Source organism: Spirochaeta dissipatitropha, assembly GCF_054657935.1.
In genome coordinates this window covers 1-7,236 of the sequence record NZ_BAAHXT010000028.1, presented here as the reverse complement: position 1 = coordinate 7,236, position 7,236 = coordinate 1, and the positions used below count along the sequence as shown (strand labels likewise).

General features: G+C 44.3%; 6 protein-coding genes. 2 read left to right on the top strand and 4 right to left on the bottom strand.

The window, feature by feature from the left end:
- The 3 genes from ACYQ2L_RS16925 to ACYQ2L_RS16915 all read right to left on the bottom strand — a co-directional run.
- Positions 1 to 415 (bottom strand): class I SAM-dependent methyltransferase (locus ACYQ2L_RS16925; protein ID WP_460058260.1); only part of this gene is annotated, 415 nt, incomplete at its 3' end.
- A 146-nt stretch (positions 416 to 561) separates the two neighbouring features.
- A complete protein-coding gene (locus ACYQ2L_RS16920; protein WP_460058258.1) occupies positions 562 to 3,426 on the bottom strand; it encodes a glycosyl hydrolase 115 family protein in 2,865 nt (954 codons plus the stop codon).
- A gap of 15 nt (positions 3,427 to 3,441) precedes the next feature.
- On the bottom strand, positions 3,442 to 5,208 hold the full coding sequence (locus ACYQ2L_RS16915; RefSeq protein ID WP_460058256.1) for an endo-1,4-beta-xylanase: 1,767 nt from the start codon (positions 5,206 to 5,208) through the stop codon (positions 3,442 to 3,444).
- On the opposite strand from ACYQ2L_RS16915, the gene ACYQ2L_RS16910 reads away from it, so the two are divergent.
- Positions 5,207 to 5,395, top strand: coding sequence for a hypothetical protein (locus ACYQ2L_RS16910; RefSeq protein ID WP_460058254.1), 189 nt, complete (start codon positions 5,207 to 5,209; stop codon positions 5,393 to 5,395). The genes ACYQ2L_RS16915 and ACYQ2L_RS16910 overlap by 2 nt on opposite strands.
- Positions 5,396 to 5,470: 75 nt before the next feature.
- Here ACYQ2L_RS16910 and ACYQ2L_RS16905 read toward each other — a convergent pair whose 3' ends face one another.
- Positions 5,471 to 6,166 carry a GNAT family N-acetyltransferase gene (locus ACYQ2L_RS16905; RefSeq protein WP_460058252.1) on the bottom strand — a complete coding sequence of 232 codons (696 nt, stop codon included), beginning with the start codon at positions 6,164 to 6,166 and terminating at the stop codon, positions 5,471 to 5,473.
- A 472-nt stretch (positions 6,167 to 6,638) separates the two neighbouring features.
- On the opposite strand from ACYQ2L_RS16905, the gene ACYQ2L_RS16900 reads away from it, so the two are divergent.
- Positions 6,639 to 7,136 carry a FliG C-terminal domain-containing protein gene (locus tag ACYQ2L_RS16900; protein ID WP_460058262.1) on the top strand — a complete coding sequence of 166 codons (498 nt, stop codon included), beginning with the start codon at positions 6,639 to 6,641 and terminating at the stop codon, positions 7,134 to 7,136.
- The last annotated feature ends 100 nt before the right edge of the window (positions 7,137 to 7,236 follow it).

The window sequence follows — 7,236 nt, the reverse complement described above, 5'->3', positions numbered from 1 at the left end:
GCCGGTGTATACACTTGCATTCTTTAATCGCTTCGAATCGTTCTTTGCGATTTTTAATGTGATAGAGTGGGCCAAGGCACAGTACAAGATCTGCTTTCTCATCGGATATTGCTTTCAGGTTTGTGGCTGAAGCAGTTATGCACTCAATATTGCTTATGCTGTTTTGTCTGCATTTCTCATTTATTTCTTCAGTGTGTTTCGGTACGATATCAACAGCAATTATAGATTTAACTGTTTTGGCAATATCAATAGCATAAACACCGGGTCCGGCACCTATGTCTGCTACAGTTGAAGTGGAGTTTATATATTTTTTTATATACTCAATTGTGGTTATTCTTTCCAGAGATCTGGATCTCTTTTCAAATAACCTTTTGTCTTCAGAATAGTCACTATAGAAGTTGATCAGTTCTTTCATAATTTTCCTCTTAAGATTGGCATAAAGCCACATGGGGAATCCGAATATAACCTGGAGTGTAATCCAGATCAGGATCGCAAAACCATGACACTAATAGTTTCGTGAGGTAAAGAGCAATCCTTTGGTAGTATAGAACAGCTATAAGTTTATGTCATGAAAGTTTTTGGTGGCCCAAGATAACTTTCGGGTAGTTGAGTTCCTTCCTGGAAGACTACTATTTTTTCAAGTACAAAACCCGGGGTCACAGCCTGGATGTTTAGTTTGTTCAATCCAGTTTTGCATGTAGCTTGTACCCTGCTTATACGAATATTATTGCTCACATCGCTTGACCAGGGTTCCTGATCATCTCCGACAGCAAAGTCAGGTCCTACAACAGCAACAAGCCTTGCCTGGTCATCGTTCAGGGTATAGGAAAATTCCAGGCGATTATCCTTTGCTACAGGGTTTGATGGGTTCATATAAAAATCAATGACATATTGTCCGGCTTTCTCGGGAACAAAGTGGTATTCTACCCCTGGTGCAGTACCTGGATCAGTGAAATATTCCCAGGTTGGAAAGGCTTTGACTGCAGAATCCGTCTTACCATAGCCATGCAAGACTTCAAATCTTCCGGTTTTACCCATATGAATTTCTTTAAAATCTTTGGCTTCTATACTGATATAGTCTTCGGTTTGGATGAATGTACCTGAACCAAATGACAGATCAGGTATTTCGGCATCAATCTGGATTTCGATACTGTTCTTTCCGCCTGCTCCATCTTCATAATTTACATAAAGAATCTGGAAAGGATTACTGGTTTTAGCCAGTCGGTCCCGGTCAATTGAAAGGATTAGTTTATGGATACCATATTCCTGGTCAGTTTCGACTTCGTGGCTGAGCCATTGATTACCGGAATCCAGTTCTGAAGTTAGGGCTATAGAAATTCCGGGGGTGCTTGTTGAACAATCGGCCATGTATATAATAGCTCTGTGTTTTTCGGGATTTCTGAAGGACGTCACTTTCAGTGGCTTTTTCGTCCATTCCTGACCAGATGTTGCAATGGAAGTGCCTTCTGCCCAGACTACTAAGCGCTGTTTTCTTGTGGGTTCAACATACATGTATACAGGGTACTGGTTTTCTCCTTCACACCAATGAGTAAAGCCAAAGTGTTCAGACCAGCCCATGGCATACCACCTGCCATCTGCCACTGTATCGCATTCGGTTATGAGCTTCTGGTCAAAATTGTAGCATTCCTTGACCTTCTGAGCGTACTTATTTGCGGCGATTGCTCCATGTCGTGCAAACCAATGGTTTTTCCCGGATAAGAGCTGCATTCTCAGAACATTCATGGTTCCACAGGCTGGGAAGTAGGCCTGGGAAAAAAAGCTGGGGTAGACGTTTTCCGGAAGCTGTTTTTTCAGTTGCTCTGCCTGGTCAATAATAGCTTCTGCTTTGGCAAGAATCAGATCAGCTTCACTAAAATTCTGGGGGTGAAAGGTGTCTGGTTGTAAGGATTCGGTTCTGCGCAAGTGGGCAAGTTTGGTGTATCCTGTGATAATTTCAGAAATTTTGGCGTGATTCTCGGATGAGAGAGTTGGAAACTGATGCCGAACCCAGGTTTCTGTATAGCTGCTTGTGGTTACCTGTTGCTTGCTATACGTATCAAAATCGTAGGCGAGATCCAGAAAATAGCTTAAGGGGAATTCATTGGTCATGATATCACCAACGTTTACTACCCACAATTCCCGAATCCCAAAGTCATAGGCCATGGTCATTTGCTCTTTCACCTTTGGCAGGTAGGTGGTGTTGAGCCATTCGTAACTATAGGGCGAGCCATGGTAGTCAAAATGGTAATACATGCCGTAGCCGCCTTTGTGTGATCTCATTGATTCAGTAGGCAGCGTTCGAAGATTGCCATGGTTATCGTCACAGAGCATTAAGGTAACACCTTCCAGTTCCGGATCATCCATTAATCCCTGGGTATGTTCATCACCGTAGAAGTAGGGTTCCACCTCTTTATAAAGGGCAAGCATCCGGGGTACTTCTTGCAGGTCATTGTTTACGTTGGCTTTGATTAATCGATTTTGGGTAGATATTACATCTCGAAGAAGGTCAATATTGTCTTTCAGGCTTGCCTGCTTTCCCAGAATAGCGGTATCGGCTTCTCCTCGCATACCAACCGTAATGACATTTTCGAACCTTCCATTGCGCTTCAGACCATCCTGCCAGAATCGGGTTATTCCGTCCTGGTTCGCCCGGAAATTCCAGCTATCTCCATAGATTGAATCCGGACCGCGCAGATGTTTATATTCCTCTCCAGCTCGACAACAGGGCTCATGGTGGCTTGCACCCATAATTACTCCAAGCTCATCGGCCAGTTCTGCATTAGCCAGGCCCGGTCCATCATCACTAAAGCGGCTTGCCCACATGGCAGGCCAGAGGTAGTTGCCCTTTAACCGCAACAGGAGTTCAAAAACCTGTTCGTACATCGAGGCATTTAACCCACCAAAATTATGATTGGCCCAGTTGCCAAAGGCTGGCCATTCATCGTTAATAAAAAATCCCCGGTACCGTACTGAGGGTTCTTTGGATATGATTGTATGCTCTGCGGTCAGCTCAAAGCTGGACTTTCTTGCTGGAACAGTCTGTGCCCAGTTTATGAGGGGGGATACTCCCAGGAGCTCAGAAAGATGGAACAGCCCGTAGATGGTTCCCCGTTTGTCTGAGCCAGCAATGACTATTTTGTGGTCCAGTACAAAAAAACCATAGACCTCCCGTTTGTCACGAATCTTTTCCAGATTGATGATTCCAGCCGTGGCTAAAGTCTCAAGTTCCTGACTCTTTCCGATAGTGCCGAATATAAGCTGTGCTTGAATGCCAGACTTCTGATTATTGATAGTTGTACTACATTCAGAAAGAAAGTCTGGCCCAAAAACCTGCTTGCAATCCTGACAGACCTTTTGGGCGATTTTTACTACACCAGTAAATTCCTGTTCACAATGATAAAATGTCAGAGCTTTGGTTATGATCATGAGCGTGTTCCTTGCTTATCTGGTTGCATTAAAATTTCTGACCCGATCCACTATGTTATGGAATGCTGGCTTCGGTCTATATTGAGCATCGAAAATCATGGGATGTCCTGGTGCTCGCCAGCTTTGAGAATCTGCCAAGCCCCAGAAGGAAACCCGGTGAATTACATCGGCAAATTCTAGATAATATCCGAATAACCTTTCATATACCTGAGCCTGTTCTTCAAACAATGCAGGAAGATCAGCTGGATCTGGAGTGTCTGTTCCATAGCCACCAACGGTAACATCCAGCTCTGTAATCGATATGCCAGCCCCTGTTGCCGCATATCGTTCTATTGCTGCTCGTACATTATTTATGTTGGTAGTCCATCCTCGAATATGGTAATGGCTCTGCATTCCAATCCGTTCAATTAACAGGCGACCGTCGTTATCCGGGTGGTTTTCCCATCGGTCATTTATCTGCTCTACCATCTGGGCTATAGCATTCCGCTTTGCAGGAATCTCTTCGTTGTAATCGTTGTAGTACAAGATACTGTCCGGAAAGTACTTGCGGGCAAAATAGTAGGCGTAGAAAACGAAGTCCGATGGGTGTTCACCCTGGCTTGCATCATATCCATTTGCGAAAGCCTGCCACCAGGGACTTTCGGTTCGCATTTGGCTTCGCCAATCACCTGCATTCCAGTCATTCAGATCACCACCCCATGTGCCTCCACTACTGGCAATAACTTCGTTGGTTACATCCCAGCTATAGAACTGGTCGATTACACCTCGGTCTCTCCAATGATCGGCCAGGGTACTGATGTAGTATTCCATATTCTCCAGAGCCTCTGCTCGAGGTAAGGGCTGGTTTTGTGGAGTTCTATACAACCAGTTTGGAGATTGGCTATGCCATACCAGTGCGTGACCGACCAGGGTTACATCGTTCTCAATAGCCCAATCGACAATTTCATCTGCCTGGGCAAAGTTGAACTCCGCTGGAGTGGGGCGGGTGCTTCGGGAACCTGGACCTGCAATCTGGTCAGGTTTGTGCCAGTTTTCTGCTGTAACTGCATTGAAATGATGAAGGAATGCATCCAGGGAATCAAACTGATTCATAATTGTGGTTGTGGAATAGATGTTCCCGATGAGAAAATATGGTTCGAACAGCTCGCGCAAGGCTGGAAGACTTAAGTCCCATTCAGGAAGAGCAAAGGCAGCTGCATCCGTTGACTCCATTGGTATGGAATATACCCGAATTGAAGTAACTGTAAAATCAACATTTGGAGCTGAGTTGGTTTGAATTCGTAAGCCGGGCATTTCAGGGATGGACGGATAGGATATTCTGGTCGAAATTTCCCAGCTGCCTGAGTCATCGGTCCTTGTTACGCCATCGACATAGGTCCATGGAGCTTCACTCCGGTGCCACCCAATTTCTGTACCTGCAGGTGCGGTTCCACTGGCAACAAATTCATAGGTTCCACCCATAACCAGGTCGAGAGGTTCAAAGAGGACATCAATGGTATGCCAGTTTTCACTTCGGTTTGTCAGTTCCAGGCTTGAACCCTGGACTTGAATGGCAGGCTCTCCAGACATGGCGAGATTGGCAGCTTCAGTAAGGTCTGTTGATCCCTGATTGGTTTGCAGGTATGAATCCTCTTCCAGGGTATATATAAGTACCGGGTCGCCTTCAATTACCGAATCTGAGTCCCCTTGGATGTCTCCGCTGGACTGATCGGCAAGGTCAAATACTTTGGTGGAAGATTCCACTGTGCTGCAACTAGCCAGGAGGCTCAGGGAGAGCACCATGAGCAGGAGTATTGAAAAAGGAGTAAGAGCTAAAGACAAAGTTTTGCCTTTGCATCTTGCCCTGGATCTTGAGAATCTGGATGAAATGGATTTAGACTTATCTTTGATGAACATTGCAGTACCTCCAATACTGTGTCCAAACATAGTAAGTTTGCTGAGAGCTCCAGTCTATAGGTCCAATGTCTGAGTATCTATCGGTAAAATAACTGATGCTGTGATCAAATCCTGGGAGCAAAAAGCTCAAAAGGAATTGTTTAGTTGATTAAACAATAGCAATCCTTTCAATATATTTTCTTTCTGGATTAAATTTTTGGATTAAAGAATTTGCTGAATGGTTTTTTCTTTCGGTTACTAAAACAACGAACCTACCCAGATTAAGTTCATGATTAACTGCCATCTTCAAGAGTCTGAATCCTGATCCTTTTTTCTGATTTTCAGGTTTAATATGAATTGATAATTCACTAAAAGTAATTCTTCTGCGAGTAACAATGCACATTCCAACAATCTCATCAGAATCATCTTTAACACAAAGGATTCGTTTTTCATCTAAGTATTCAGTTATTTGGTTTGAGTTGAATTTGGGATAATAATTCGAAACATCCTGATGTGTCGGATACAGGGATTCTTTTTCGTTTGAAACAATTGGATTTGTAATGATGTAGCGATAAACTTCCAAAATCCGTAATGGTGATCCTAAGAATAATTGTTCTATTTTTTTAGCATTTCTAATGGGATTTATAAAATTTAAATCCTTGCGTATTTCATGAGTTGGAATAGATAAGATTATTTGCTGGTTAAATTCAGTTTCAATTATAGGAAAGCGGGTTTCAAAAATATTAGCTGCATTTCTTTCCTGAGATTCGTAAATCTTCTGATTCTGGAACAACAATTCCCCAAATTCAATTTTCAAGTATTCATTAATTCTTGAGTCACTATCAAATTCGAATTTTATTTGCATTAATTACTACCTTGGAATCATATAATTCTTCTCAAAATATGGTTTGCTTTTCAGCCGTACAGGGGAATCGTATATTAGAAAGGAACTACTGGGTGAGCCGAAAGAGGTCATCCTTATCCAGGTGAGCCTTGTTACCGATTATTTTGCCTTATTTCCCGATTTTACAAGTTTAGCCTTGTGACCTCCGACTAATTTTCCTATCATTAACTGGCCCGGTAACTTTATCGATTTAAAGAACATTGTAGAGTGCGGTCATCGTGAGCAGCGGACCGGACATCGAGATATCTGATCAAATCGATCTTGGTCTGGCTGGCGCCCAAACGGCTGAGTTTGGCCGTTGCATAGTCGGCGTAAAAGAAAGTTCCAACCGAATCGCTGCTTTCGACACTAAAGTAGTAACAGGGAAACAAGGAGCAAATTATGGTTACTCTGATTGATCTAGCCGAAAACACGCACGGAAAGCAATAACAGGATCATTCAGCGCGCGCTACGGGAGCTCGATGAGCAGATCCTTGCGCAGGCGCTTGTTGATATGACCGAGCAGCAGAGGGAGATTATTTACCGTAATATGTCTCCGCGAGGGAAAGACGGTGTCGTCGAAGTGATGGAGCAGGAGCGAAAGAACGCGGGGCCGGGCTCCCGGAGTCGTGCTACAGAGATCCTCCATCAGCTTCTGACGACGATGACGAAGTATTTCAAAGCTGAGGCTGATGTCGAACAGACCTGGCTGCCGGAGCACTTGTCGGTGACGACACCTGAAGAGGCGATCGAGACCATCGTCCAGCTCTCTCGCTTTGTCCATGCGCAGGGATATCTTTCGCTCGACGAAGTTGCCGAAACGACGTCAAATCCTCTGCTTCGAAAAGGAATCGAGCTTCTGGCAGATGGCTGGGACGCTCTGCAGTTGCGCCCCGTACTCGAGACGTGCTATCCGTCATTTGCAGTGACCCAGGGTCGTCAAATGAACTGACCCACTTACATCCGACGTCTTCTATGATAATTCTTCAACAGCCTCTGTCAAGTTTTTCGTAGCAGACGCAAAGCTGTTCATGCGATAGCTGTCCCCCTCT

Bases quoted from the DNA above. Each gene is read 5' to 3' on its own strand.
- ACYQ2L_RS16920 (WP_460058258.1), bottom strand. From the start codon at position 3,426: ATGATCATAACCAAAGCTCTGACATTTTATCATTGTGAACAGGAATTT.
- ACYQ2L_RS16915 (WP_460058256.1), bottom strand. From the start codon at position 5,208: ATGGTGCTCTCCCTGAGCCTCCTGGCTAGTTGCAGCACAGTGGAATCT.
- ACYQ2L_RS16910 (WP_460058254.1), top strand. From the start codon at position 5,207: ATGAGCAGGAGTATTGAAAAAGGAGTAAGAGCTAAAGACAAAGTTTTG.
- ACYQ2L_RS16905 (WP_460058252.1), bottom strand. From the start codon at position 6,166: ATGCAAATAAAATTCGAATTTGATAGTGACTCAAGAATTAATGAATAC.